Below are 24,067 nucleotides of genomic sequence, written 5' to 3'. Positions count from 1 at the left end.
CGGCGAGACCGGTCCGCGCGCGACGGCCCGGCCACGCGGGGCGCGCCGCGCCTCCGCTGCCACGGCGCGACCGCCGGAAGCCGGCACCCGTCGCCGTCTCCCGGCGCTGCTGCTCGCGCTCGCGCTGCTCTGCGCGACCGCCGCGGCCGCTGCCGGGGTCCTGCTGTGGCAGCGGCTGAACCCGCCCTATGTCGACGCCGAGCTGCTCACCGCGGCGCGCAGCAACGTCGAGGCTCTCTACGCCTACGACTACGACGACTCCGAGGGCAGCGTCGAGCGCAAGCTCGAGGTGCTCACCGGTGACCTCCGGGAGCAGTACCAGGCCGATCTGTCGCAGGGCGGCATCGTCGACACCTACGAGCAGGTCTCGGCGACCACCCGGTACGAGGTGCTCGACGTCGGCGTCCAGCAGGTGAGCGAGTCGCAGGACACCGCGACGCTCGTCGTCTTCGGGCAGTACGTCGTGCAGTCGGCCACCAGCGGTCAGCAGGAGGCCCCGCAGGGCTCCGAGTGCAGCGTGACGCCCGAGGGTGCCCAGTCCTGCGTGCAGACGCTGCAGCTCACGGTCACCGAGGTCGACGGGGACTGGAAGATCAGCGAGGTCACGCTGCTCACGACCAGCTGACGCCGGCCCCTCGCCCGCCGACACGTGGCGGACCCGGCGACGGCCCTTTCGCCGCCGCGCGGCGTGGCGGTCCCACGGGCCGCGCCCGGCTGTCATAGTGGTCGCCGGGCGCACCCCGCCGGCCCCGGGATCCCGGGAGCCCGCGCGGTCCGACGATGTGGCACCGGTCGCACCGGTACCCCCGACGTGGACACTGCGCAAGACCAGGGGTAGGGTCTCCTGTTGCGCTGCCCTCTGACTGCCTGCCCGCCGAGACGGGTCACGACGGGTGCCCGGGAATCCTTCCCGACACCATCCGCGCTGTGACCGTCGTAGCGGGCGTTCGCGGCCGTCGCGGACAGCCTCGCCATTACCGACGACGACCCAGGACGACCCGCACCCCACCGCCCGCACGTCGTGAGGTCCTTGGAAGGACGCATCTTGGCAGGCTCTCGCCCCACCAGCATCACCCCCGGCACCACCGAGTCGGGTAGCACCCGAACCACCCCGGTCACGCAGAACGGCCCCCGCACCGGCGAGGCCGACCAGCAGAAGATCCCCGGCGCGCCGCTGCGCGTCTCGTTCGCCAAGATCTCCGAGCCGCTCGAGGTCCCGGACCTGCTCGCCCTGCAGACCGCCTCGTTCGACTGGCTGGTCGGCAGCCCCGAGTGGCGGGCCACCCTGTCGCCCGAGGAGCAGGCCGAGGCCGTCGGCGGGCTCGCCGAGATCCTCGAGGAGATCTCGCCGATCGAGGACTTCAGCGGCTCGATGTCGCTGTCCTTCTCCAACCCGCGCTTCGAGGACGTCAAGGCGTCCCTCGAGGAGTGCAAGGACAAGGACATGACCTACGCGGCGCCGCTGTTCGTCACCGCCGAGTTCATGAACAACACCACCGGCGAGATCAAGTCGCAGACGGTGTTCATGGGCGACTTCCCGATCATGACGAACAAGGGCACGTTCGTCATCAACGGGACCGAGCGCGTCGTCGTCTCCCAGCTCGTCCGCAGCCCCGGCGTCTACTTCGACAAGACCCTGGACAAGACGTCGGACAAGGACGTCTTCTCGGCCAAGGTCATCCCCAGCCGCGGTGCGTGGCTGGAGTTCGACGTCGACAAGCGCGACACCGTCGGCGTGCGCATCGACCGCAAGCGCCGTCAGCCCGTCACCGTGCTGCTCAAGGCCCTGGGCTGGACCGAGGACCGCATCCGCGAGCACTTCCAGTGGTCGCCCACGGTGCTGGCCACCCTCGAGAAGGACCACATCGCCGGGCAGGACGAGGCCCTGCTCGACATCTACCGCAAGCTGCGCCCGGGCGAGCCGCCGACGCGCGAGTCGGCGCAGGCGCTGCTGGAGAACCTGTTCTTCAACTCCAAGCGCTACGACCTGGCCAAGGTCGGCCGGTACAAGGTCAACAAGAAGCTGGGCGTCTCGGTGCCCCAGAGCACCAGCACGCTGACCGAGGACGACATCGTCGCCACCATCGAGTACGTCGTGCGTCTGCACGCCGGGGAGCCCGAGCACGGCGTCGACGACATCGACCACTTCGGCAACCGTCGCCTGCGCACCGTCGGCGAGCTGATCCAGAACCAGATCCGGGTCGGCCTCTCCCGCATGGAGCGCGTGGTCCGCGAGCGGATGACGACCCAGGACGTCGAGGCGATCACGCCGCAGACCCTGATCAACATCCGGCCGGTCGTCGCCTCCATCAAGGAGTTCTTCGGCACCAGCCAGCTGTCGCAGTTCATGGACCAGACCAACCCGCTCGCGGGCCTGACCCACAAGCGCCGCCTCTCGGCGCTGGGTCCCGGTGGTCTGTCGCGCGAGCGCGCCGGCATGGAGGTCCGCGACGTCCACCCGAGCCACTACGGCCGCATGTGCCCGATCGAGACGCCGGAAGGCCCGAACATCGGCCTGATCGGTTCGCTGTCCTCGTTCGGCCGGGTCAACGCGTTCGGTTTCATCGAGACGCCGTACCGCAAGGTGGAGAACGGCACCGTCACCGACCAGATCGACTACCTGACCGCCGACGAGGAGGACCGCTTCGTCGTCGCGCAGGCCAACAGCCCGCTCGACGCGCAGGGTCGCCTCGCCGAGGAGCGCGTCCTGGTCCGCACCAAGGGCGGTGAGGTCGACTACCTCGCCCCCGAGAACGTGGACTACATGGACGTCTCGCCGCGGCAGATGACCTCGGTCGCCACGGCGATGATCCCGTTCCTCGAGCACGACGACGCCAACCGCGCGCTCATGGGCGCCAACATGCAGCGTCAGGCGGTGCCGCTGCTGCGCAGCGAGGCCCCGCTGGTCGGCACCGGCATGGAGCTGCGTGCCGCCGTCGACGCCGGCGACGTCGTCGTCGCGGAGAAGGCCGGTGCGGTCGAGGACTCCACCGCCGACTACGTCACGGTCATGGCCGACGACGGCACCCGGCAGACCTACCGGCTGCTGAAGTTCCGCCGCTCGAACCAGGGCACCTCGATCAACCAGACCCCCGTGGTCCACGAGGGCCAGCGGGTCGAGGTCGGTCAGGTCATCGCCGACGGCCCCTGCACCGACCAGGGCGAGATGGCGCTGGGCAAGAACCTGCTCGTCGCCTTCATGCCGTGGGAGGGCCACAACTACGAGGACGCGATCATCCTGTCGCAGCGCCTCGTGCAGGACGACGTCCTGTCCTCGATCCACATCGAGGAGTTCGAGGTCGACGCCCGCGACACCAAGCTCGGTGCCGAGGAGATCACCCGGGACATCCCGAACGTCTCCGAGGACGTGCTGGCCGACCTGGACGAGCGCGGCATCATCCGCATCGGTGCCGAGGTCGTCCCCGGCGACATCCTCGTCGGCAAGGTCACGCCGAAGGGCGAGACCGAGCTGACCCCCGAGGAGCGGCTGCTGCGGGCGATCTTCGGTGAGAAGGCCCGCGAGGTGCGCGACACCTCGCTCAAGGTCAAGCACGGTGAGTCCGGCAAGGTCATCGGCGTCCGCGTGTTCTCGCGCGAGGACGGCGACGAGCTGCCCGCCGGCGTCAACGAGCTGATCCGGGTCTACGTCGCCCAGATGCGCAAGATCTCCGACGGCGACAAGCTCGCCGGACGCCACGGCAACAAGGGCGTCATCTCGAAGATCCTGCCGCAGGAGGACATGCCCTTCCTCGAGGACGGCACCCCGGTCGACATCGTCCTGAACCCGCTCGGCGTCCCCGGCCGGATGAACGTCGGCCAGGTCCTGGAGACCCACCTCGGGTGGATCGCCAAGCAGGGCTGGGAGGTCAACGGGGACCCGGACTGGGCCAAGAACCTGCCCGAGGCCGCGAAGTCGGCGGCGCCCGGCACCCGGACCGCCACGCCGGTGTTCGACGGCGCCAAGGAGGACGAGATCATCGGCCTGCTGGGCTCGACGATCCCGAACCGCGACGGCAACCGGATGGTCCAGGAGACCGGCAAGGCGCGGCTGTTCGACGGTCGCTCCGGCGAGCCGTTCCCCGAGCCGATCTCGGTGGGCTACGTCTACATCCTGAAGCTGCTGCACCTGGTCGACGACAAGATCCACGCCCGCTCGACCGGCCCGTACTCGATGATCACGCAGCAGCCGCTGGGTGGTAAGGCGCAGTTCGGTGGTCAGCGCTTCGGTGAGATGGAGTGCTGGGCGATGCAGGCCTACGGCGCGGCCTACGCGCTGCAGGAGCTGCTCACCATCAAGTCCGACGACATCCTCGGCCGCGTGAAGGTCTACGAGGCCATCGTCAAGGGCGAGAACATCCCCGAGCCGGGCATCCCCGAGTCGTTCAAGGTGTTGCTCAAGGAGCTGCAGTCGCTCTGCCTGAACGTGGAGGTCCTCTCCAGCGACGGCAACGCGATCGAGCTGCGTGACACCGACGACGAGGTCTTCCGGGCAGCTGAGGAGCTGGGCATCGACCTGTCCCGCCGGGAGCCGTCGTCCGTCGAAGACGTCTGATCGGCAGCCGGCCGGCCCTGAGCAGTCGGGGCCGGCCGGCCACCACCTCCAAGTCATAGAAGCGAAGCACTAGCCCCTGAAAGGGGTCACACCTTGCTCGACGTCAACTTCTTCGACGAGCTCCGCATCGGGCTGGCCACCGGCGACGACATCCGCCAGTGGAGCCACGGTGAGGTGAAGAAGCCCGAGACCATCAACTACCGGACCCTCCGCCCGGAGAAGGACGGTCTCTTCTGCGAGAAGATCTTCGGTCCCACCCGGGACTGGGAGTGCTACTGCGGCAAGTACAAGCGCGTCCGGTTCAAGGGCATCATCTGCGAGCGCTGCGGCGTCGAGGTGACCCGGGCCAAGGTCCGCCGCGAGCGGATGGGCCACATCGAGCTGGCCGCGCCGGTCACGCACATCTGGTTCTTCAAGGGCGTCCCCTCGCGCCTGGGCTACCTGCTCGACCTGGCGCCCAAGGACCTCGAGAAGATCATCTACTTCGCGGCCTACATGATCACCTCGGTCGACGACGAGGCGCGCCACCGCGACCTCCCGACCATCGAGGCCGAGATCAGCGCCGAGAAGTCGAACCTCGAGGGCCAGCGCGACGCGAACGTCGAGGCGCGCCAGCAGAAGCTCGAGGCCGACCTCGCCGAGCTCGAGGCGGAGGGTGCCAAGTCCGACGTCCGCCGCAAGGTGCGCGAGGGCGGCGAGCGCGAGATGCGCCAGCTGCGCGACCGCTCGCAGCGGGAGATCGACCGCCTCGACGAGGTGATGGACACCTTCCGCAAGCTCGAGGTCAAGCAGCTCATCGCCGACGAGGGCCTCTACCGGGAGCTTCGCGACCGCTTCGGGGAGTACTTCGAGGGCGGCATGGGTGCCGCGGCGCTGCAGAAGCTGCTCGCCGGCTTCGACCTCGACGCCGAGGCCGCCTCGCTGCGCGAGACCATCCGCAGCGGCAAGGGCCAGCGCAAGCTGCGGGCCCTCAAGCGGCTGAAGGTCGTCGCGGCGTTCCAGCAGACCCGCAACTCGCCCATGGGCATGGTGCTGGACTGCGTCCCGGTCATCCCGCCGGACCTGCGCCCGATGGTGCAGCTCGACGGCGGCCGCTTCGCCACCAGCGACATGAACGACCTGTACCGCCGCGTGATCAACCGGAACAACCGGCTGAAGCGTCTGCTGGACCTCGGTGCGCCCGAGATCATCGTGAACAACGAGAAGCGGATGCTCCAGGAGTCCGTGGACGCGCTGTTCGACAACGGCCGTCGCGGCCGGCCGGTCACCGGCCCGGGCAACCGCCCCCTGAAGTCCCTGAGCGACCTGCTCAAGGGCAAGCAGGGCCGGTTCCGCCAGAACCTGCTGGGCAAGCGCGTCGACTACTCCGGTCGTTCGGTCATCGTCGTCGGCCCGCAGCTGAAGCTGCACCAGTGCGGTCTGCCCAAGCAGATGGCCCTGGAGCTCTTCAAGCCCTTCGTCATGAAGCGGCTGGTCGACCTCAACCACGCGCAGAACATCAAGTCCGCCAAGCGGATGGTGGAGCGCGCGCGTCCTGTCGTCTGGGACGTGCTGGAGGAGGTCATCACCGAGCACCCGGTGCTGCTGAACCGCGCGCCGACGCTGCACCGCCTGGGCATCCAGGCATTCGAGCCGCAGCTGGTCGAGGGCAAGGCCATCCAGATCCACCCGCTCGTCTGCACCGCGTTCAACGCGGACTTCGACGGTGACCAGATGGCGGTGCACCTGCCCCTGTCGGCCGAGGCGCAGGCCGAGGCCCGGATCCTGATGCTGTCGAGCAACAACATCCTGAGCCCGGCCGACGGTCGCCCGATCACCGCGCCGACCCAGGACATGGTGCTGGGCCTCTACCACCTGACGACCCTGGTGCCCTCGCGGCACGAGGCCGACGGTGGGCGGCCGGCGGCGTACGCCTCGGCGGCCGAGGCCCTCATGGCGTTCGACATGGGTGCCCTGGGGCTGCAGGAGCGCGCGCTGATCCGCCTCGACGAGGTGTTCGGCGTCGACAACGGCAAGGTCAACGAGGCCTGGACGCAGCCCGAGGACTGGGCGCCGGGTGCCCCTGCCCTGGTGGAGACCTCGCTGGGCCGCGTGCTGTTCAACGAGGCCCTGCCCGAGGACTACCGCTTCGTCAACTACCAGGTGCCGAAGAAGGAGCTCGGGGCGATCGTCAACGACCTCGCCGAGCGCTACCCCAAGGTGCAGGTGGCGGCGACGCTGGACGCCCTCAAGGCGGCCGGCTTCCGCTGGGCGACCCGCTCGGGTGTCACGATCGCCATCGACGACGTCGTCACCCCGCCGGCCAAGCGCGAGATCATGGACCGGCACGAGGCCGAGGCCGCCAAGATCGAGAAGCAGTACGAGCGCGGCGTCATCACCGACGCCGAGCGTCGCGGCGAGCTGATCGAGATCTGGACCCGCGCGCGGGCCGAGGTCTCCCAGGCGATGGTGGACAACTTCCCGACCACCAACCCGGTCTGGGTCATGGTCAACTCGGGCGCCCGAGGCAACATGATGCAGATCAGCCAGATCGCCGGTATGCGCGGCCTGGTGGCCAACCCGAAGGGCGAGATCATCCCGCGGCCGATCAAGGCCAACTTCCGGGAGGGTCTGTCCGTGTTGGAGTACTTCATCTCCACGCACGGCGCCCGCAAGGGTCTCGCGGACACCGCCCTGCGGACCGCCGACTCCGGGTACCTCACCCGTCGTCTGGTGGACGTCTCGCAGGACGTCATCATCCGCGAGGAGGACTGCGGCACCGAGCGCGGCGTGATCATGCCGATCGGCACCGTCGTCGACGGTGTGGTGACGCGTGACGCGCACGTGGAGACCAGTGTCTACGCCCGCGCACTCGCCGCCGACGTGGTGGCCGAGGACGGGACGGTGATCGCCCCCGCGAACGCCGACCTGGGTGACGTGCTGATCCAGTCGCTGATCGACGCCGGGGTGGCCGAGGTCAAGGTCCGCTGCGTGCTCACCTGCGAGTCGCTCCTGGGCACCTGTGCGACCTGCTACGGCCGCTCGCTGGCCTCGGGCAAGCTGGTGGACGTCGGCGAGGCCGTCGGCATCATCGCCGCCCAGTCCATCGGTGAGCCGGGCACGCAGCTGACGATGCGCACCTTCCACACCGGTGGTGTGGCCGGTGCCGACATCACGCACGGTCTGCCGCGTGTGGTCGAGCTCTTCGAGGCCCGCGTCCCCAAGGGCAAGGCGCCGATCGCGGAGCTGGCCGGCTCCGTCCGGATCGAGGACAGCGAGCAGTTCCGCAAGCTGACCATCACCCCGGACGACGGCTCGGACGAGGTCGTCTACGAGAAGCTGTCGCGTCGCTCGCGGCTGCGGGTCGAGGACGGGGCGCACGTCGAGGTCGGCGAGCAGCTGACCGAGGGTGCCGTCGACCCGCACGAGGTGCTGCGGATCATGGGCCCGCGCGAGGTGCAGCTGCACCTGGTCCGCGAGGTCCAGGAGGTCTACCGCTCGCAGGGTGTGTCGATCCACGACAAGCACATCGAGGTGATCATCCGCCAGATGCTGAAGCGGGTGACCATCATCGACTCGGGCGCCACGGAGTTCCTGCCGGGTGCGCTCGTCGAGCGGGCGCTGTTCGAGACCGAGAACCGCCGTGTCGTCGCCGAGGGCGGCGAGCCGGCCTCGGCCCGACCGGTGCTCATGGGCATCACCAAGGCCTCGCTCGCGACCGAGTCGTGGCTGTCGGCCGCCTCCTTCCAGGAGACGACGAAGGTCCTCACCGACGCCGCGATCCAGGGCAAGAGCGACAGCCTGCTCGGGCTCAAGGAGAACGTGATCATCGGAAAGCTGATCCCGGCGGGTACGGGCATCAGCCGCTACCGGAACATCACGGTCGAGCCGACCGAGGAGGCGCGGGCCGCCGTCTACACCATGGCCGGCTACGACGACGGGCAGTACTACAGCCCGGACGTCTTCGGTCAGGGCACCGGCGAGGCCGTGCGTCTCGAGGAGTACGACTGGCGGGGCTGATCCCCTAGCCACGCAGTGACGAAAGGGCCCCGCGAACCGTCAGGTTCGCGGGGCCCTTCCGCATTTCGGTCAATCCATGGACGAAAGCCGCCTCGTCGTCGCCAGAGCCGCCTTACGAGGTGGCTCCGGAGGCCATGGGGCGGCTCCGGTGTGCGGCGACGGCAGCCATTCCGAACGTCGCTCCACCGACCAGGAACCAGGGATTCCACAGCAGCAGCGTCCACGTCCGCTGCGCGCCGCCGATGTCGCCGTTGCCATGGCCGACGTCGGCCAGGAGGAGCACCTCGATGCCCACCGCGCGCGGGACCAAGACGGTGGCCAGGTCCGGCTTCGAGTAGCGGCAGGAGCCGACGCCGGCCCGTCATCGGTATCCGAGCCAGGCCGACTCCCAGCGCTGCGGCCACGAGCAGAGCGAGGGCGACGCCCCCAGAGGCCTCCGACCACGAATCAGGTGGGCCGCTCGTCAGCGAGCTGCTCACCCGCGGACTCGGCGAGGCCCACGGTCCCACCCAGCGCCCAGTAGAGGTGCAGGATCGCGAAAGTGGTCGCCCTACCGGCGGCGGCGTAGCCCCATCGCCGGGATGGTCGGCCCTGCCGATTCACCCGGCGAGGCGCTTCACGGTCTCCACGGTGCGCAGGCGGGCCTCCCGGCTGCCGTCGAGGGGCTGGAGCATCAGCGTCGTGACGCCGGCCTCGGCGAAGGCGGCGATGCGCTCGGCGACGTAGGACTCGGGGCCGATGAGCGACGACGCCCGGACGAGGTCGTCGGGCACCGCGGCCGCCGCCTCGTCCTTCTTGCCGTCCAGGTACAGGTCCTGGATCTGCTTGGCCTCGGCCTCGTAGCCGTAGCGGACGGCGAGGTCGTTGTAGAAGTTCTTGCCGCGGGCGCCCATCCCGCCGATGTAGAGCGCCAGTGCGGGGCGGACGAACTCCAGCAGCGACTCGACGTCGTCACCGATGGCGACGGGCACCCCGGTGATGACCTGCAGCTCGCCCAGCGCGGGGTCGCGCTCGGCCCTACCGGCGGCGAGGGAGTCGCCCCACACCGACCCGGCCTTCTCCGGGACGAAGAAGATCGGCTCCCAGGCTTCGGCGATCTCCGCCGCGAGCTCCACGTTCTTCGGGCCGAGGGCGGCCAGCATCACCGGGACCCGCTCCCGCACCGGGGTGTTGATGAGCTTGAGGGGCTTGCCGAGGCCGGTGCCCTGGTCGGCCGGCAGCGGGACCGTGTACTTCTTGCCTTGGTGGTCCAGCCGCTCGCGGCGCCACACCTGGCGGCAGATCTCGACCACCTCGCGGGTCCGCTGCAGCGGGGCGTCGTAGGGGAGCCCGTGCCAGCCCTCGATGACCTGCGGCCCGGAGGCACCGAGGCCCAGGGTGAACCGGCCACCCGAGACGAAGTCCAGCCCGGCCGCCGTCATGGCGGTCAGGGCCGGCGTGCGGCTGTAGATGGGAAGGATCGCGCTGAGCAGCTCCACCCGCTCCGTGACGGCGGCCAGGTAACCGAGCTGGCTGACCGCGTCGAAGGTGTAGACCTCGGCCACCGCGGCGACGTCGAGGCCGGCCGCCTCGAGATCCCGGATCTCCGCCGCTGTCTCCTGGAAGCCGCCGCTGTAGCTGGCCTGGATGCCGATGCGCACGTGCACTCCTCTGTCCCTCGGCGCCACCGTTGGCGCCGCTGGGCACGGTATCGGGCGCCGCGCGGGGGAACGGAGGAGCTGTGCTCCGCCCGCCGGCGGCGGTAGCCTCCGGCTCCTCGGCTGGTGCCCGCCCCCTCCCTGTCGGCCTGTCGACAAGGATGTGAGGGACCCGGCTTTGACCGGCCCAGGTGGCACGGGTATCGTGGTCAGCCGTGCCCAGGGTGCCCTGGGCCTGCTCCCGTTCGCGGTGCGCCTGGGTGGCTGGAGGAACAACTTCTCCTGGTCGCCGGGGACCATCCGCCGGGCCGCGTCCGACGCGGTGACCGGAGGGTGGCGGCGCCGAGTCGCGAGGGGCAACCGAGTTCGGTCCTTCATCGGACCGGTCCGGGGAAGGGCGACACACCCGACCGCGTGGACCGGAGGTGGAACACGGCCGGGGTCGGGAAGGTTCCCTCGCGGGGGCCGGCACCCGAGCACCACCAGCAGAGCACCAGCAGTCAGCAGGCATTCGATGAGCACCACCCAGCGCAGGTAGGAGATCCAGGCCACCCATGCCCACGATCAACCAGCTGGTCCGCAAGGGCCGCGAGGACAAGGTCGTCAAGACCACGACGCCGGCGCTGAAGGGTTCCCCCCAGCGCCGCGGCGTGTGCACCCGCGTGTACACGACCACGCCGAAGAAGCCGAACTCGGCGCTGCGGAAGGTCGCCCGCGTCCGCCTCACCAGTGGCATCGAGGTGACCGCCTACATCCCGGGCGTCGGCCACAACCTGCAGGAGCACTCGATGGTGCTCGTGCGCGGCGGTCGGGTCAAGGACCTCCCGGGCGTGCGCTACAAGATCATCCGCGGTTCGCTGGACACCCAGGGCGTCCGCAACCGCAAGCAGGCTCGCAGCAAGTACGGCGCCAAGAAGGAGAAGAGCTAATGCCGCGCAAGGGTCCCGCGCCGAAGCGCCCGCTGATCGCCGACCCGGTGTACCAGTCGCCCCTGGTCACCCAGCTGGTGAACAAGGTGCTGGTCGACGGCAAGCGCTCCGTCGCCGAGGCGATCGTCTACGGCGCTCTCGAGGGCGCCCGTGCGAAGAGCGACACCGACCCGGTCGTCACGCTCAAGCGCGCGCTGGACAACGTGAAGCCGTCCCTCGAGGTCCGCAGCCGCCGTGTCGGTGGCGCGACCTACCAGGTCCCGGTCGAGGTCCGCGCCTCCCGCAGCACCACGCTCGGCCTGCGCTGGCTGATCCAGTACAGCCGGGCGCGCCGGGAGAAGACGATGACCGAGCGTCTGATGAACGAGCTGCTCGACGCGAGCAACGGTCTGGGTGCCGCCGTCAAGCGGCGCGAGGACACGCACAAGATGGCCGAGTCGAACAAGGCCTTCGCGCACTACCGCTGGTGACGTCCGTCCACCAGCGCCCGCGGCCGGCGGGACGACCGGGCCACCCCCGGAACCCGCTCGCGGACCAGAACCAAGAGGAGAAGTAATGGCCAGCAACGAGGCCCAGCTCCGCAAGACCCGGAACATCGGGATCATGGCGCACATCGACGCCGGCAAGACCACCACGACCGAGCGCATCCTCTTCTACACCGGTATCACGTACAAGATCGGTGAGGTCCACGACGGCGCGGCCACGATGGACTGGATGGAGCAGGAGCAGGAGCGCGGCATCACCATCACGTCCGCCGCGACGAAGTGCTCCTGGAACGGCCACGACATCAACATCATCGACACCCCGGGTCACGTCGACTTCACCGTCGAGGTGGAGCGTTCCCTGCGCGTGCTCGACGGTGCCGTCGCGGTCTACGACGGTGTCGCCGGCGTCGAGCCGCAGACCGAGCAGGTCTGGCGGCAGGCCGAGAAGTACGGCGTCCCGCGCATGTGCTTCGTCAACAAGCTCGACCGCACCGGCGCGGACTTCTTCCGCTGCGTCGACATGATGATCGAGCGCCTGGGTGCCAACCCGCTGGTGCTGCAGCTGCCGATCGGTGCCGAGGCCGACTTCATCGGTGTCGTCGACCTGGTCCAGATGCGCGCGCTCACCTGGCGCGGCGAGACCAAGATGGGCGAGGACTACGCGATCGAGGAGATCCCGGCCGAGCTCTCCGACCAGGCCGCCGAGTACCGGGAGAAGCTGCTCGAGAACATCGCGGACTTCGACGACTCGCTCATGGAGGACTACCTCGGTGGCGAGGAGATCGAGGTCGACCGGCTGAAGGCGGCCATCCGCAAGGCCACCATCGGCGGTCAGGTCAACCCGGTCCTCACCGGCACCGCGTTCAAGAACAAGGGCGTGCAGCCCCTGCTCGACGCCGTCGTCGACTACCTGCCCAGCCCGCTGGACATCGAGGCGATCATCGGCACCGCGCTCGACGGCGAGACCGAGGTCCTGCGGCACGCGGACGAGGACGAGCCGTTCTCCGCGCTGGCCTTCAAGATCCAGACCGACCAGCACCTGGGCAAGCTCACCTACGTCCGCGTGTACTCCGGTCGCCTGGATGCCGGTTCGCCGGTGCTGAACAGCACCAAGGACCGCAAGGAGCGGATCGGCAAGATCTACCAGATGCACGCCAACAAGCGCGAGGAGCGCGATGGTGTGGGTGCCGGTCAGATCGTGGCGGTCAACGGACTCAAGCAGACGACGACGGGTGACACCCTCTGCGACCCGCAGAAGCCGGTGATCCTGGAGTCGATGACCTTCCCGGCGCCCGTCATCTCGGTGGCCATCGAGCCGAAGACGAAGAGCGACCAGGAGAAGCTGGGCACCGCGATCCAGAAGCTCGCCGAGGAGGACCCGACCTTCCAGGTGAAGCTGGACGAGGAGACCGGCCAGACGGTCATCTCCGGCATGGGCGAGCTCCACCTCGAGATCCTCGTGGACCGCATGCGCCGCGAGTTCAACGTCGAGGCGAACGTCGGCAAGCCGCAGGTCGCCTACCGCGAGACGATCCGCAGGGCCGTCGAGCGCTACGACTACACCCACAAGAAGCAGACGGGTGGCTCCGGCCAGTTCGCGAAGGTGCAGATCGCCATCGAGCCGCTGGAGATGAGCGGTGACTCGGCGACCTACGAGTTCGAGAACAAGGTCACCGGCGGTCGCGTCCCGAAGGAGTACATCCCCTCGGTCGACGCGGGCATGCAGGACGCCATGCAGTACGGCGTCCTGGCCGGCTACCCCATGGTCGGCGTCAAGGCCAGCCTGCTCGACGGCCAGTACCACGAGGTCGACTCCTCGGAGATGGCCTTCAAGATCGCCGGCTCGATCGCCTTCAAGGAGGCGGCGCGCAAGGCCGACCCGGCCCTGCTCGAGCCGCTGATGGCGGTCGAGGTGACGACGCCCGAGGAGAACATGGGCGACGTCATCGGCGACCTGAACTCCCGCCGCGGGATCATCCAGGCGATGGAGGAGCGTTCCGGCGCCCGCATCGTCAAGGCCCTGGTGCCGCTGTCGGAGATGTTCGGCTACGTGGGCGACCTGCGCAGCCGCACCCAGGGACGGGCGAGCTACTCGATGGTGTTCGACTCGTACGCCGAGGTCCCGGCCAACGTCGCCAAGGAGATCATCGCCAAGGCGACCGGCGAGTAATCGAAATGCGGGCAGTCCTGCCCGCGCTCCTGCGAGCACCACCCCACCCCAGAGCACGCACCACCTGCGTAACCACGAGGAGAGGAACCCAGTGGCCAAGGCCAAGTTCGAGCGGACCAAGCCGCACGTCAACATCGGCACCATCGGGCACATCGACCACGGCAAGACGACGCTGACCGCGGCGATCACCAAGGTCCTGCACGACAAGTACCCGAACCTCAACGAGGCGTCCGCGTTCGACCAGATCGACAAGGCGCCCGAGGAGAAGGCTCGCGGCATCACGATCTCGATCGCGCACGTCGAGTACCAGACGGAGAACCGTCACTACGCGCACGTCGACTGCCCCGGGCACGCCGACTACATCAAGAACATGATCACCGGTGCCGCCCAGATGGACGGCGCGATCCTCGTGGTCGCCGCCACCGACGGCCCCATGCCGCAGACGAAGGAGCACGTCCTCCTGGCCCGCCAGGTCGGCGTCCCCTACATCGTCGTGGCGCTCAACAAGGCCGACATGGTCGACGACGAGGAGATCCTCGAGCTCGTCGAGCTGGAGGTCCGCGAGCTCCTCAGCGAGTACGAGTTCCCGGGTGACGACGTCCCCGTGGTCCGCGTCTCGGCGCTCAAGGCCCTCGAGGGCGACGCCGAGTGGGGCGACAAGCTCATGGAGCTGATGAACGCCGTCGACACCGCGATCCCGGAGCCGGAGCGCGAGATCGACAAGCCGTTCCTCATGCCCGTCGAGGACGTCTTCACCATCACGGGTCGTGGCACGGTCGTCACCGGCCGCGTCGAGCGTGGCATCGTCAAGGTCTCCGAGGAGATCGAGATCGTCGGTATCCGCGAGGGTTCCACCAAGACGACCGTCACCGGCGTCGAGATGTTCCGCAAGCTGCTCGACCAGGGTCAGGCCGGCGACAACGTGGGTCTGCTCCTCCGCGGCATCAAGCGCGAGGACGTGGAGCGCGGCCAGGTCGTCGTGAAGCCCGGCTCGATCACCCCGCACACCAACTTCGAGGGTTCGGTCTACATCCTCTCGAAGGACGAGGGTGGCCGTCACACGCCGTTCTTCAACAACTACCGTCCCCAGTTCTACTTCCGGACGACGGACGTGACCGGCGTGGTGACCCTGCCCGCCGGCACCGAGATGGTCATGCCCGGCGACAACACCGAGATGACGGTGGAGCTCATCCAGCCCATCGCCATGGAGGAGGGCCTCCGGTTCGCCATCCGTGAGGGTGGCCGTACCGTCGGCGCCGGCCGGGTCGTCAAGATCAACAAGTAACACCCTGGTGGGCGGCGGCCGCTGGTCGGCCGCCGCCCGCCCAGGAGCCGGGCCCACCCGGATCCGCCCCCGGGTCAACAGACCCACTCGAACTTTCACAACCGATCGGCAGGAGCAGAAGACAGCGATGGCGGGACAGAAGATCCGCATCCGGCTGAAGGCCTATGACCACGAGGCGATCGACGCCTCGGCGCGGCGCATCGTGGAGACGGTCACCAAGACCGGAGCGCGTGTGGTCGGCCCGGTGCCTCTGCCGACGGAGAAGAACGTGTACGCGGTGATCCGTTCGCCGCACAAGTACAAGGACTCGTTCGAGCACTTCGAGATGCGCACGCACAAGCGGCTCATCGACATCCTCGACCCGACGCCGAAGACGGTCGACGCGCTCATGCGCATCGACCTGCCGGCCTCGGTCGACGTCAACATTCAGTAAGGGCAGTCAGCAGACATGGCGAGCACATTTCGCGGTCTCCTCGGCGAGAAGCTGGGGATGACCCAGGTTTTCGACGAGAACAACCGTCTCGTGCCGGTGACCGTCGTCAAGGCGGGCCCGTGTGTGGTGACCCAGGTGCGCACCCCCGAGGTCGACGGCTACTCCGCCGTCCAGCTCGGCTTCGGTGAGATCGACCCGCGCAAGGTGAACCGTCCCGAGGGCGGGCACTTCACCAAGGCGGGCGTGACGCCGCGGCGCCACCTGGTGGAGCTGCGCACGAAGGACGCCGGCACCTACACGGTCGGCCAGGAGCTGACCGCTGACGTGTTCGACGGCGTGGCCAAGGTCGACGTCATCGGCACCAGCAAGGGCAAGGGCACCGCCGGCGTCATGAAGCGTCACGGCTTCAAGGGCCTCGGCGCGTCGCACGGCACCCAGCGCAAGCACCGGTCGCCCGGCTCGATCGGTGGGGCCTCGACGCCCGGCCGCGTCTTCAAGGGCCTGAAGATGGCCGGTCGCATGGGTGCGGTCAAGACGACCACCCTGTCGCTGGTCGTCCACAAGGTGGACGCCGAGCGCGGCCTCCTGCTGATCAAGGGCGCCATCCCGGGTCCGAAGGGCGGCCTCGTGCTGGTCCGCTCGGCCGTCAAGGGTGGCCCCGTGGGGAGTGACAACAAGTGACCCAGTCAACCGAGACGCGCACCGACCGCCAGGTCGACGTCCGCACCCCGGCAGGGGAGACCTCCGGCAGCGTGACGCTGCCCGGTGAGCTCTTCGACGCCAGCGCGAACGTGTCGCTGATGCACCAGGTCGTCGTGGCCCAGCTGGCTGCGGCCCGCCAGGGCACGCACGCCACCAAGACGCGCGGCCAGGTCAGCGGTGGTGGCGCCAAGCCGTACCGCCAGAAGGGCACCGGCCGGGCCCGTCAGGGCTCGACCCGCGCGCCGCAGTTCGCCGGCGGTGGCACGGTCCACGGCCCGCAGCCGCGCAACTACGAGCAGAAGACCCCGAAGAAGATGAAGGCCGCCGCTCTGCGCGGTGCCCTCTCCGACCGGGCCCGCGAGGGCCGGGTGCACGTGGTCTCCGCGTTCGTGGACGGCGACGCCCCGAAGACGAAGGCCGCTCTCGCGACGCTGAACGCGGTGACCCAGGCCAAGCGGGTCCTGATCGTCCTCGACCGGGACGACGTCCTCAACTGGGTCAGCCTGCGCAACGTCCCCGAGGTGCACCTCATCGAGGCCGGCCAGCTCAACACCTACGACGTGCTGGTGTCCGACGAGGTCGTCTTCACCGAGACCGCGCTCGCCGAGTTCGTGGCCGGCCCGGCGAAGGGCAAGCGCTCCGGCGTCGACCTTCCCGACCTCGCCACCCACGAGATCTCCGGTGGCGTCCCGTCCATCGCCCCCGCCGCTGGTGAGGGCACCGTCGAAGAGTCCACCGAGGAGAAGGCATGAGCGTCCGCGACCCCCGGGACGTCCTGCTCGCCCCGGTCATCTCCGAGAAGAGCTACGGGCTCCTCGAGGCCAACCAGTACACGTTCATCGTGCTGCCGGAGGCCAACAAGACGCAGATCAAGATCGCGGTCGAGCAGATCTTCAAGGTGAAGGTCCTCGGCGTGAACACGATCAACCGCCAGGGCAAGCGCAAGCGCAGCCGGGGTGCACAGATGGGCAAGCGCAAGGACACCAAGCGCGCCATCGTGTCGCTGGCCGCGGGCGACCGCATCGAGATCTTCGGGGGCCCGGGCGCCTGAGCGCGGCTGGGCACCCGCCCACCCCGCCACCCCCGGACCCACGGACCAGAGATAGAAGACAGGGACTGAGTCAGCAATGGCTATCCGCAAGTACAAGCCGACGACGCCGGGCCGCCGCGGCTCCAGCGTCGCCGACTTCGCCGAGGTCACCCGCGACCACCCCGAGAAGTCGCTGGTCCGACCGCTGCACGGTCGGGGCGGGCGCAACGTGCACGGGAAGGTCACCGCTCGTCACCAGGGCGGTGGTCACAAGCGCGCGTACCGGCTCATCGACTTCCGCCGGGCCGACAAGGACGGTGTGCCGGCCAAGGTCGCGCACATCGAGTACGACCCCAACCGCACGTCGCGGATCGCGCTCCTGCACTTCGCCGACGGCGAGAAGCGCTACATCATCGCGCCGGCCCGCCTGAAGCAGGGCGACACGGTGGAGTGCGGCCCCGCGGCCGACATCAAGCCGGGCAACAACCTGCCGCTGCGGAACATCCCGGTCGGCACGGTGGTTCACGCCATCGAGCTCCGTCCCGGTGGCGGGGCGAAGATCGCCCGCTCGGCCGGGACCAGCGTCCAGCTGGTCGCCCGTGAGGGCCGGTTCGCGCAGCTGCGCATGCCGTCGGGCGAGATCCGCAACGTCGACGTGCGCTGCCGCGCCACGATCGGCGAGGTGGGCAATGCCGAGCAGTCCAACATCAACTGGGGCAAGGCCGGCCGCATGCGGTGGAAAGGCAAGCGCCCGACCGTCCGTGGTGTGGCCATGAACCCGGTGGACCACCCGCACGGTGGTGGTGAGGGCAAGACCTCCGGTGGTCGCCACCCGGTGAACCCGAAGGGCAAGCCGGAGGGCCGGACGCGCAAGCGGAAGGCCAGTGACGCCCTGATCGTGCGCCGCCGGCGCACAAACAAGAAGCGCTGAGCGGGTAGAGGAGTCCGACAGACATGCCACGCAGCCTGAAGAAGGGCCCGTTCGTCGACGACCACCTGCTCAAGAAGGTGGACGCGCAGAACGAAAAGGGCACCAAGAACGTGATCCGTACCTGGTCACGCCGTTCGACGATCATCCCGGACATGCTGGGTCACACCCTCGCGGTGCACGACGGCCGCAAGCACGTCCCGGTGTTCGTGACCGAGGCGATGGTCGGGCACAAGCTCGGCGAGTTCGCTCCCACGCGCACCTTCCGTGGGCACATCAAGGACGACCGCCGCTCGCGGCGGGGCTGACCAGGTAGAGAGAGATTCAGATGACTTCCCAGTTGGGACAGGAGGCGCCGGTCGCCCGGGCTACGGCCCGGTTCGTCCGAGTGACCCCCATGAAGGCCCGCCGGGTGGTGGACCTGATCCGCTACCTGCCGACCGATGAGGCCCTGGCGCTGCTGCGGTTCGCCCCGCAGTCCGCCAGCGAGCCGGTGGCCAAGGTGGTCGCCAGCGCGGTGGCCAACGCCGAGCACAACCTGCAGCTGGACCCGGCTGCACTCGTGGTCAGCGCCGCCTACGTCGACGAGGGCCCCACGCTCAAGCGGATCCGTCCGCGTGCGCAGGGTCGGGCGTTCCGCATCAACAAGCGGACCAGCCACATCACCGTCGAGGTGAGCGAGGTCGCCACCAGCGACGTCCTCGCGCAGAAGTCGCGCAAGGCGCGCCGGGACACCGGCATGTCGGGCCCGGCCACGCAGCAGACGAACAACACGAGGGGAGGGACCCGCTAGTGGGTCAGAAGGTCAACCCGCACGGGTTCCGACTCGGGATCACCACCGACTACAAGTCCCGGTGGTACGCGGACAAGCTGTACAAGGACTACGTCAAGGAAGACGTCGCGATCCGCAAGCTCATGTCCAAGGGCATGGAGCGGGCCGGCATCTCCAAGGTCGAGATCGAGCGCACCCGCGACCGGGTCCGCGTCGACATCCACACCGCGCGGCCGGGCATCGTCATCGGCCGTCGCGGTGCGGAGGCCGACCGCATCCGTGGCGAACTGGAGAAGCTGACCGGCAAGCAGGTGCAGCTGAACATCCTCGAGGTGAAGAACCCCGAGTCCGACGCGCAGCTGGTCGCCCAGGGCGTGGCGGAGCAGCTCTCCAGCCGGGTCAGCTTCCGCCGCGCCATGCGCAAGGCGATGCAGTCCGCGCAGCGGAGCCCGCAGGTCAAGGGCATCCGGGTGCAGTGCTCCGGCCGTCTCGGTGGTACCGAGATGAGCCGCTCGGAGTTCTACCGCGAGGGCCGCGTGCCCCTGCACACGCTGCGCGCCAACATCGACTACGGCATCTACGAGGCCCGCACGACCTTCGGTCGCATCGGCGTCAAGGTGTGGATCTACAAGGGTGACGTGAGCGGCTCCCGGGCCGAGCGTGCCGCCCTCGAGGCGCTGGCCGACCGTCAGCAGCGTCGCGAGCGGGCCCAGCGCCCGCAGCGCCGTTCCGGCTCGTCGGGCACGACCGCCGGTGGGACCGAGGCCGGTCGCGCCGCCGTCGAGTCCTCCACCGGTCCGGTCGAGGAGGCCCCCGAGGCCGTCGTCGCCCAGACGTCCGGTGAGGTCGCGCCCGAGCAGACCGTCGCCGAGGCCGCCGGCCCGGAGGCCACCGCGGCCGCCGAGACCACGGCCACCGAGAACACGAGTCCGGAACAGGGGGCCTGACGCCATGCTCATCCCACGGCGCGTCAAGCACCGCAAGCAGCACCACCCGAGCCGCTCCGGCCGGGCCAAGGGCGGCACCGAGATCAACTTCGGTGAGTTCGCCATCCAGGCCCTGGAGCCGGCGTACGTCACCAACCGGCAGATCGAGTCCGCCCGTATCGCCATGACGCGGCACATCCGCCGTGGCGGCAAGGTCTGGATCTCGATCTACCCGGACCGTCCGCTCACGAAGAAGCCGGCCGAGACCCGCATGGGTTCTGGCAAGGGTTCCCCGGAGTGGTGGGTGGCCAACGTCAAGCCCGGCCGCGTCCTGTTCGAGCTGTCCGGTGTCGCCGAGCCCGTGGCCCGCGAGGCCATGCGCCGCGCGATCCACAAGCTGCCGATGAAGTGCCGCTTCATCACGCGTGAAGGAGAAGTGTGATGGCCGCCGGTCTGACCGCTCCCGAGCTGCGCGAGCTCTCTGCTGACGAGCTCGCTGCGCGGCTGCGCGAGTCCAAGGAAGAACTGTTCAACCTGCGGTTCCAGGTGGCCACCGGCCAGCTGGACAACAACCGGCGACTGCAGACCGTCCGCCGCGACATCGCCCGGATCTACACGATCATGCGCGAGCGCGAGCTGGGTCTCTCGGTCGCCCCGAACGAGGGTGTGGCATGAGCGAGACCCAGGAGTCGACCGGCCCCGGCCTGGCCGGCCGTGGCTACCGCAAGGTCCGTGAGGGCCTCGTCGTCAGCGACAAGATGGAGAAGACCATCGTCGTCGAGGTCGAGGACCGCGTGAAGCACGGCCTGTACGCCAAGGTCATCCGCCGGACCAGCAAGCTCAAGGCCCACGACGAGCAGGGGGTCGCCGGCATCGGCGACCGCGTGCAGATCATGGAGACCCGTCCGATGTCCGCCACCAAGCGCTGGCGGCTCGTGCAGGTCATCGAGAAGGCCAAGTAACCCCAGCAGCACGGCGTGCGGTGGCCCCCGGGGCCGCCTCGCGCACGTCCAGCAGCAGCGAGTAGGCTGGACGACTGGCGCGCCCCTCGGGTGCGCGCCGCATCCCGGTACCCGTGCCTCGGACGCACCGGCGGCCTCAGCCGCCGGTGCGTCCGCACGCGGGTGCCGGACAGCCGGTTCACCGTTCCGGCCCGGCTGTCACAACAAGATTTGGGAGTAGGCGTGATCCAGCAGGAGTCGCGACTGCGGGTCGCCGACAACACCGGTGCGAAGGAGATCCTCTGCATCCGGGTGCTCGGCGGTTCCGGGCGACGCTACGCAGGCATCGGTGACGTCATCGTCGGCACCGTCAAGGACGCGCTGCCCGGTGCCGGCGTCAAGAAGGGCGATGTGGTCAAGGCCGTCATCGTCCGCACGGTGAAGGAGCGCCGTCGTCCGGACGGCTCCTACATCCGTTTCGACGAGAACGCCGCGGTCATCATCCGCGACAGCGGCGACCCGCGCGGGACGCGCATCTTCGGCCCCGTCGGACGTGAGCTCCGCGACAAGCGCTTCATGCGGATCATCTCGCTCGCGCCGGAGGTGCTGTGATCATGGCGGACAAGACGCCGTCGATGAAGGTCAAGAAGGGCGACACCGTCCTCGTGCTGTCCGGCAAGGACAAGGGCGCGAAGGGCCGGGTCATCGCCGCCTACCCGAAGGACCAGAAGGTCCTGGTGGAGGGCGTCGGCCGGGTGAAGAAGCACACCCGCATCAGCTCGACGCAGCGCGGCGCCCAGCAGGGCGGGATCGTCACGCAGGAGGCCCGCATCCACGTGAGCAACGTGATGGTGATCGACTCCGAGGACAAGCCGACCCGGGTCGGTTTCCGCAAGGACGAGGAAGGCCGCAGCATCCGGGTCTCGCGGCGCACCGGTAAGGACCTCTGACCTCATGAGCGCACCCACCCGTGAGCTGCCCCGCATGCTCTCGTACTACCGCGAGGCGATCGTGCCCGCACTCCAGTCGGAGTTCGGCTACGAGAACGTCATGCAGATCCCGCGTCTGACCAAGATCGTGGTCAACATGGGCGTCGGCGAGGCCACCCGTGACGCCAAGCTGATGGACGGCGCGGTCCGCGACCTCACCGCCATCACCGGCCAGAAGCCGGCCGTCGTCCGGGCCCGCAAGTCCATCGCGCAGTTCAAGCTGCGCGAGGGCATGCCGATCGGCGCGAAGGTCACCCTCCGCGGTGACCGCATGTGGGAGTTCCTGGACCGCCTGCTGGCCCTGGCGCTGCCGCGCATCCGCGACTTCCGCGGGCTGTCCGCCAAGCAGTTCGACGGCCACGGCAACTACACGTTCGGCCTGACCGAGCAGTCGATGTTCCGCGAGATCGACGTCGACAAGATCGACCGGCAGCGCGGTATGGACATCACGCTGGTCACCACCGCCACGACCGACGAGGAGGGTCGCGAGCTGCTCCGCCAGCTCGGGTTCCCCTTCGCCGGCCTGACCGTCGTGAACACGACCCGCTGAGCCGGGGCAGGAGAGACAGATGGCCAAGAAGGCTCTGATCCAGAAGGCGGCCCGCAAGCCGAAGTTCGCGGTCCGCGGTTACACCCGCTGCCAGCGGTGCGGTCGCCCGCACTCCGTCTTCCGCAAGTTCGGCCTGTGCCGGATCTGCCTGCGGGAGATGGCGCACGCCGGGGAGCTCCCCGGCGTCAAGAAGTCCAGCTGGTGAAGGACCCGGCCGCTCCCCAGGACACGCTCCGCGTGCCTGGGGCCCTGCGGCCGGGCCGTTCCATCCCTTTCAGTAGCACCACCGATCGCCGAGAGGCCCAGCGCCAAGTCTCGAAAGACCCAGCGCATGAGGAACCGCGGCGAGAGAGGCACCACACGCCATGACGATGACCGACCCGATCGCGGACATGCTGACGCGTCTGCGTAACGCCAACCAGGCGTACCACGACTCAGCGTCCATGCCGTCGTCGAAGTTGAAGACGCACATCGCCGAGATCCTCCAGCAGGAGGGCTACATCGCCGGCTGGACCGTCAACGACGTCGAGAAGGACGGCCACACCTTCAAGCAGCTCGTGATCGACCTGAAGTACGGCCCCAACCGTGAGCGGAGCATCGCCGGCGTGCGCCGGGTCTCCAAGCCCGGTCTGCGGGTGTACGCGAAGTCCACGGCCCTGCCCAAGGTGCTCGGCGGTCTCGGCGTGGCGATCATCTCGACCTCGACCGGGCTGCTGACCGACAAGCAGGCGAACAAGAAGGGCGTAGGTGGGGAAGTCCTCGCCTACGTCTGGTAAGGGGCGAGCGAGATGTCACGGATCGGACGACTCCCGATTCCCGTGCCGGGTGGCGTGGACATCGCCATCGACGGCCAGACGGTGAACGTGAAGGGCCCCAAGGGTGCCCTCTCGCACACGGTCGCGGCGCCCATCACGGTGGAGCGCAGCGACGACGGCGCGCTGCTGGTGCAGCGGCCGAACGACGAGCGGCAGAACCGGGCCCTCCACGGGCTGTCCCGGACTCTGATCGCCAACATGATCACCGGCGTCACCGAGGGCTACACCAAGACCCTCGAGATCGTCGGCGTCGGCTACCGCGTCCAGGCGCGCGGCTCGAACCTCGAGTTCGCCCTGGGCTTCAGCCACCCGGTTCCGGTGGAGGCGCCCGAGGGCATCACCTTCGCCGTCGAGTCCCCGACCCGCCTGCGGGTCAGCGGCATCGACAAGCAGCTGGTCGGCGAGGTCGCAGCCAAGATCCGCAAGATCCGCAAGCCCGACCCGTACAAGGGCAAGGGTGTGCGGTACCAGGGCGAGGTCGTCAAGCGCAAGGTCGGGAAGACGGGTAAGTGATGGCTCAGGCAGAGAAGGCCGTTCGGGTCCACAAGCCCGTCGGAACCGACATCAGCACGGCGCGCCGCGTCTCGCGGCTCCGCCGTCACAACCGGCTGCGCAAGCGGGTCACCGGCACGCCGGAGCGTCCGCGCCTGGCGGTCAAGCGCAGCTCGCGGCACATCCACGTGCAGCTCATCGACGACACCGTCGGTCGCACGGTGGCCAGTGCCTCCACGATGGACGCCAGCCTGCGTGGCGCCGAGGGCGACAAGTCGGCCCTCGCCCGTCAGGTGGGTGCGCTCATCGCCGAGCGCGCGAAGGCCGCCGGCTTCACCGCCGTCGTCCTCGACCGTGGTGGCAACCGGTACGCGGGGCGCATCGCCGCCCTGGCCGACGGTGCCCGTGAGGGTGGGCTGGACTTCTGATGCC

At 69.1% G+C, this 24,067-nt stretch carries 27 protein-coding genes; 25 read left to right on the top strand and 2 right to left on the bottom strand.

The genetic code is table 11. The features are described 5' to 3' along the window. From C5507_RS06825 to C5507_RS06815, 3 genes are all read left to right on the top strand, one after another. Window positions 1–625 (top strand): hypothetical protein (locus C5507_RS06825; protein ID WP_158657527.1); only part of this gene is annotated, 625 nt, incomplete at its 5' end. Window positions 626–1,045: 420 nt separating this feature from the next. Next, on the top strand, window positions 1,046–4,552 hold the full coding sequence (gene rpoB, locus C5507_RS06820; RefSeq protein ID WP_211295503.1) for a DNA-directed RNA polymerase subunit beta: 3,507 nt from the start codon (window positions 1,046–1,048) through the stop codon (window positions 4,550–4,552). 93 nt (window positions 4,553–4,645) lie between these two features. Beyond that, the gene (locus tag C5507_RS06815; RefSeq protein WP_104527750.1) at window positions 4,646–8,551 is read left to right on the top strand and encodes a DNA-directed RNA polymerase subunit beta'; all 3,906 of its coding nucleotides are present in this window, start codon (window positions 4,646–4,648) and stop codon (window positions 8,549–8,551) included. Window positions 8,552–8,663: 112 nt separating this feature from the next. Here the strand turns inward: C5507_RS06815 and C5507_RS22805 are convergent, their stop codons facing one another. Continuing rightward, a complete protein-coding gene (locus C5507_RS22805) occupies window positions 8,664–8,846 on the bottom strand; it encodes a hypothetical protein (protein WP_104527749.1) in 183 nt (60 codons plus the stop codon). Between the two features lie 304 nt (window positions 8,847–9,150). Then, the gene (locus C5507_RS06805) at window positions 9,151–10,191 is read right to left on the bottom strand and encodes an LLM class F420-dependent oxidoreductase (protein WP_104527748.1); all 1,041 of its coding nucleotides are present in this window, start codon (window positions 10,189–10,191) and stop codon (window positions 9,151–9,153) included. 551 nt (window positions 10,192–10,742) lie between these two features. Between C5507_RS06805 and rpsL the strand changes: the two genes are divergently transcribed. The 22 genes from rpsL (at window position 10,743) to rplR (ending at window position 24,063) form a co-directional block, all read left to right on the top strand. Continuing rightward, window positions 10,743–11,117: a 30S ribosomal protein S12 gene (gene rpsL / locus C5507_RS06800; protein ID WP_014377998.1), complete on the top strand. Its 375-nt coding sequence runs from the start codon at window positions 10,743–10,745 to the stop codon at window positions 11,115–11,117. Next, complete coding sequence (rpsG, locus tag C5507_RS06795) at window positions 11,117–11,587, top strand: 30S ribosomal protein S7 (protein WP_104527747.1); 471 nt, start codon at window positions 11,117–11,119, stop codon at window positions 11,585–11,587. The genes rpsL and rpsG overlap by 1 nt, the downstream gene beginning before the upstream one ends. Window positions 11,588–11,672: 85 nt before the next feature. Further along, on the top strand, window positions 11,673–13,772 hold the full coding sequence (fusA, locus tag C5507_RS06790; RefSeq protein ID WP_104527746.1) for an elongation factor G: 2,100 nt from the start codon (window positions 11,673–11,675) through the stop codon (window positions 13,770–13,772). A 91-nt stretch (window positions 13,773–13,863) separates the two neighbouring features. Beyond that, entirely contained in the window at window positions 13,864–15,057 is a 1,194-nt protein-coding gene (gene tuf / locus C5507_RS06785; protein ID WP_014377995.1) for an elongation factor Tu, read from the top strand. Between the two features lie 127 nt (window positions 15,058–15,184). Then, window positions 15,185–15,490, top strand: coding sequence for a 30S ribosomal protein S10 (gene rpsJ, locus C5507_RS06780; protein ID WP_014377994.1), 306 nt, complete (start codon window positions 15,185–15,187; stop codon window positions 15,488–15,490). Between the two features lie 15 nt (window positions 15,491–15,505). Then, on the top strand, window positions 15,506–16,171 hold the full coding sequence (gene rplC, locus C5507_RS06775; RefSeq protein ID WP_104527745.1) for a 50S ribosomal protein L3: 666 nt from the start codon (window positions 15,506–15,508) through the stop codon (window positions 16,169–16,171). Then, window positions 16,168–16,944 carry a 50S ribosomal protein L4 gene (gene rplD, locus C5507_RS06770; RefSeq protein ID WP_104527744.1) on the top strand — a complete coding sequence of 259 codons (777 nt, stop codon included), beginning with the start codon at window positions 16,168–16,170 and terminating at the stop codon, window positions 16,942–16,944. The genes rplC and rplD overlap by 4 nt, the downstream gene beginning before the upstream one ends. Then, window positions 16,941–17,243: a 50S ribosomal protein L23 gene (gene rplW / locus C5507_RS06765; protein ID WP_104527743.1), complete on the top strand. Its 303-nt coding sequence runs from the start codon at window positions 16,941–16,943 to the stop codon at window positions 17,241–17,243. The genes rplD and rplW overlap by 4 nt, the downstream gene beginning before the upstream one ends. 76 nt (window positions 17,244–17,319) lie before the next feature. After that, window positions 17,320–18,153 (top strand): 50S ribosomal protein L2, encoded by an 834-nt coding sequence (gene rplB, locus C5507_RS06760; RefSeq protein WP_104527742.1) that lies wholly within the window; start codon window positions 17,320–17,322, stop codon window positions 18,151–18,153. Window positions 18,154–18,176: 23 nt separating this feature from the next. Continuing rightward, on the top strand, window positions 18,177–18,458 hold the full coding sequence (rpsS, locus tag C5507_RS06755; protein ID WP_029340037.1) for a 30S ribosomal protein S19: 282 nt from the start codon (window positions 18,177–18,179) through the stop codon (window positions 18,456–18,458). Window positions 18,459–18,478: 20 nt separating this feature from the next. After that, window positions 18,479–18,943 carry a 50S ribosomal protein L22 gene (gene rplV, locus C5507_RS06750; protein WP_104523785.1) on the top strand — a complete coding sequence of 155 codons (465 nt, stop codon included), beginning with the start codon at window positions 18,479–18,481 and terminating at the stop codon, window positions 18,941–18,943. Next, on the top strand, window positions 18,943–19,869 hold the full coding sequence (gene rpsC, locus C5507_RS06745; protein ID WP_104527741.1) for a 30S ribosomal protein S3: 927 nt from the start codon (window positions 18,943–18,945) through the stop codon (window positions 19,867–19,869). The genes rplV and rpsC overlap by 1 nt, the downstream gene beginning before the upstream one ends. Window positions 19,870–19,873: 4 nt before the next feature. Then, window positions 19,874–20,290, top strand: coding sequence for a 50S ribosomal protein L16 (gene rplP / locus C5507_RS06740; protein ID WP_104527740.1), 417 nt, complete (start codon window positions 19,874–19,876; stop codon window positions 20,288–20,290). Further along, window positions 20,290–20,523 (top strand): 50S ribosomal protein L29, encoded by a 234-nt coding sequence (gene rpmC / locus C5507_RS06735; protein WP_104527739.1) that lies wholly within the window; start codon window positions 20,290–20,292, stop codon window positions 20,521–20,523. The genes rplP and rpmC overlap by 1 nt, the downstream gene beginning before the upstream one ends. Beyond that, on the top strand, window positions 20,520–20,810 hold the full coding sequence (gene rpsQ, locus C5507_RS06730; RefSeq protein WP_104527738.1) for a 30S ribosomal protein S17: 291 nt from the start codon (window positions 20,520–20,522) through the stop codon (window positions 20,808–20,810). The genes rpmC and rpsQ overlap by 4 nt, the downstream gene beginning before the upstream one ends. 222 nt (window positions 20,811–21,032) lie before the next feature. Beyond that, complete coding sequence (rplN, locus tag C5507_RS06725; RefSeq protein ID WP_014377983.1) at window positions 21,033–21,401, top strand: 50S ribosomal protein L14; 369 nt, start codon at window positions 21,033–21,035, stop codon at window positions 21,399–21,401. A 2-nt stretch (window positions 21,402–21,403) separates the two neighbouring features. Further along, window positions 21,404–21,739 (top strand): 50S ribosomal protein L24, encoded by a 336-nt coding sequence (gene rplX, locus C5507_RS06720; RefSeq protein WP_428839418.1) that lies wholly within the window; start codon window positions 21,404–21,406, stop codon window positions 21,737–21,739. A gap of 4 nt (window positions 21,740–21,743) precedes the next feature. Continuing rightward, window positions 21,744–22,328 (top strand): 50S ribosomal protein L5, encoded by a 585-nt coding sequence (gene rplE / locus C5507_RS06715; protein WP_104527737.1) that lies wholly within the window; start codon window positions 21,744–21,746, stop codon window positions 22,326–22,328. 19 nt (window positions 22,329–22,347) lie between these two features. Beyond that, a complete protein-coding gene (locus C5507_RS06710; RefSeq protein WP_104527736.1) occupies window positions 22,348–22,533 on the top strand; it encodes a type Z 30S ribosomal protein S14 in 186 nt (61 codons plus the stop codon). 166 nt (window positions 22,534–22,699) lie between these two features. Beyond that, window positions 22,700–23,104, top strand: coding sequence for a 30S ribosomal protein S8 (gene rpsH, locus C5507_RS06705; RefSeq protein ID WP_428839417.1), 405 nt, complete (start codon window positions 22,700–22,702; stop codon window positions 23,102–23,104). A 12-nt stretch (window positions 23,105–23,116) separates the two neighbouring features. Then, window positions 23,117–23,656, top strand: coding sequence for a 50S ribosomal protein L6 (gene rplF / locus C5507_RS06700; protein ID WP_104527734.1), 540 nt, complete (start codon window positions 23,117–23,119; stop codon window positions 23,654–23,656). Beyond that, window positions 23,656–24,063, top strand: coding sequence for a 50S ribosomal protein L18 (gene rplR, locus C5507_RS06695; protein WP_104527733.1), 408 nt, complete (start codon window positions 23,656–23,658; stop codon window positions 24,061–24,063). Before rplF ends, rplR begins: the two co-directional genes overlap by 1 nt. Window positions 24,064–24,067 lie beyond the last annotated feature (4 nt).

This window comes from Blastococcus saxobsidens, from assembly GCF_002938435.1.
In the GTDB taxonomy this organism is placed as follows: domain Bacteria; phylum Actinomycetota; class Actinomycetes; order Mycobacteriales; family Geodermatophilaceae; genus Blastococcus; species Blastococcus saxobsidens.
This window is presented reverse-complemented; position numbering and strand designations above follow the sequence as displayed.

Excerpts from the sequence above, each read along its gene's own strand:
- rplF (WP_104527734.1), top strand. The coding sequence starts at position 23,117 with ATGTCACGGATCGGACGACTCCCGATTCCCGTGCCGGGTGGCGTGGAC.
- rplC (WP_104527745.1), top strand. The coding sequence starts at position 15,506 with ATGGCGAGCACATTTCGCGGTCTCCTCGGCGAGAAGCTGGGGATGACC.
- fusA (WP_104527746.1), top strand. The coding sequence starts at position 11,673 with ATGGCCAGCAACGAGGCCCAGCTCCGCAAGACCCGGAACATCGGGATC.
- rplB (WP_104527742.1), top strand. The coding sequence starts at position 17,320 with ATGGCTATCCGCAAGTACAAGCCGACGACGCCGGGCCGCCGCGGCTCC.
- rpsQ (WP_104527738.1), top strand. The coding sequence starts at position 20,520 with ATGAGCGAGACCCAGGAGTCGACCGGCCCCGGCCTGGCCGGCCGTGGC.
- rpsJ (WP_014377994.1), top strand. The coding sequence starts at position 15,185 with ATGGCGGGACAGAAGATCCGCATCCGGCTGAAGGCCTATGACCACGAG.
- rplW (WP_104527743.1), top strand. The coding sequence starts at position 16,941 with ATGAGCGTCCGCGACCCCCGGGACGTCCTGCTCGCCCCGGTCATCTCC.
- rpmC (WP_104527739.1), top strand. The coding sequence starts at position 20,290 with ATGGCCGCCGGTCTGACCGCTCCCGAGCTGCGCGAGCTCTCTGCTGAC.
- rplX (WP_428839418.1), top strand. The coding sequence starts at position 21,404 with ATGGCGGACAAGACGCCGTCGATGAAGGTCAAGAAGGGCGACACCGTC.
- rpsL (WP_014377998.1), top strand. The coding sequence starts at position 10,743 with ATGCCCACGATCAACCAGCTGGTCCGCAAGGGCCGCGAGGACAAGGTC.
- rplP (WP_104527740.1), top strand. The coding sequence starts at position 19,874 with ATGCTCATCCCACGGCGCGTCAAGCACCGCAAGCAGCACCACCCGAGC.
- rpsG (WP_104527747.1), top strand. The coding sequence starts at position 11,117 with ATGCCGCGCAAGGGTCCCGCGCCGAAGCGCCCGCTGATCGCCGACCCG.
- rpsS (WP_029340037.1), top strand. The coding sequence starts at position 18,177 with ATGCCACGCAGCCTGAAGAAGGGCCCGTTCGTCGACGACCACCTGCTC.
- C5507_RS06710 (WP_104527736.1), top strand. The coding sequence starts at position 22,348 with ATGGCCAAGAAGGCTCTGATCCAGAAGGCGGCCCGCAAGCCGAAGTTC.
- rplV (WP_104523785.1), top strand. The coding sequence starts at position 18,479 with ATGACTTCCCAGTTGGGACAGGAGGCGCCGGTCGCCCGGGCTACGGCC.
- rplR (WP_104527733.1), top strand. The coding sequence starts at position 23,656 with ATGGCTCAGGCAGAGAAGGCCGTTCGGGTCCACAAGCCCGTCGGAACC.
- rpsH (WP_428839417.1), top strand. The coding sequence starts at position 22,700 with ATGACCGACCCGATCGCGGACATGCTGACGCGTCTGCGTAACGCCAAC.
- rplE (WP_104527737.1), top strand. The coding sequence starts at position 21,744 with ATGAGCGCACCCACCCGTGAGCTGCCCCGCATGCTCTCGTACTACCGC.